General features: G+C 41.3%; 1 protein-coding gene. It reads right to left on the reverse strand.

From position 1 onward, the window contains the following. A partial coding sequence (locus H540_RS0122310) for a reverse transcriptase/maturase family protein (protein WP_034671746.1) occupies positions 1-929 on the reverse strand: 929 nt, incomplete at its 3' end. Between the last annotated feature and the right edge of the window lie 295 nt (positions 930-1,224).

The following is a 1,224-nucleotide window of genomic DNA, read 5'->3' on the forward strand; positions in this document are numbered from 1 at the left end:
CAATCGTCTGCGTACCGGATGTATCGTAGTCTTATAAACTCGGGGTCATTAGTCACACGTGAAGGTATATTCCGTACTCTTTCAGTTAGTTCCTTAATCTTAGGTGTGACTTCTCCGCCACTCCTCTTTAGATAGTAACCCCTCAATGCGACTAGCCTTGTATATTCAACATTTCGTCGCTTAGTTTTACCTTTATTGAGGGAATTCTGCAATTCTTTTACTTTATTGTCCAATTCATTGAGGTAGATGTTGGCGAGTACGGGACTAACTATACCTCCCTGAGGAGTTCCACTAAGACTGTTGGCGAGTGTCTTAAACTCCATGTATCCAGCACGAAGAAGTTTCCAAACAAGACGAATGAATTTTTCATCTTGTATTTTCTTTTTAAGGATATCGATTAGGATGTGATGGTCAATGTGATCAAAACAGCCTTTAATATCACCTTCGATAATCCAATTGGTAGTTTGCCATTTCTGTCGGTATTCTTTCAAGGCAGTATGGGTTCCCTTATTTGGTCTAAATCCATGACTGGATTCATGAAAACATGATCCTTCGGGGCTATCATATATAGCTTCTAGAATTATCCTCATAACCTCTTGTACCATTTTGTCTCGAATAGTTGGGATGCCTAATTTCCGCTTACCGCCGTTGGCTTTAGGTATTTCCGTCCTACGGACGGGTTTAAACTGGAATTTCTCGGTTCTTAGGTCTTGGATAATGGAATGAATCCATTCTTTAGAGAAACCATCAATTGTATTATTATCCGTTCCAGGTGTCATATTTCCAGGTTTTGATTTGATTCGCTCATAAGCTATGACATACAAATCTTCCTTGTAAAGAAGTCGATAGATTTCTTGGTTTACCCAGTTTTTACTTTTCCCATTTAATCTTTGTAGCACCCCTAGTCTCTGTAGGGCAGTTTGACTCATCCGAGTCACCCCTTTCCACATAGAAGTTTGTTCTCTGTAACCCTTCCCCGTGTTCTTTCCGTTACGAAAGATATTTGAGTACTATGATTACTCCGTAACCGTATCCCTTTCGGGATTTAGGTCATCCCCAAGTAGCTTGAATGTCTCGCTCTACACGTAGGTGTCCTGTTCGTCGCTATCCACTCCTTGTGGTTGGTTCTTGTCAGGAGTTCTACTGTATGTGAACGCTTCATACAGTAGTGCCAAGTCTTGGGTTTCAACACTCTTCCCAAGGGGCGTTACATTACCCACCACG

Source organism: Ectobacillus panaciterrae DSM 19096 (genome assembly GCF_000430785.1).
Lineage (GTDB): Bacteria > Bacillota > Bacilli > Bacillales > Bacillaceae_G > Ectobacillus > Ectobacillus panaciterrae.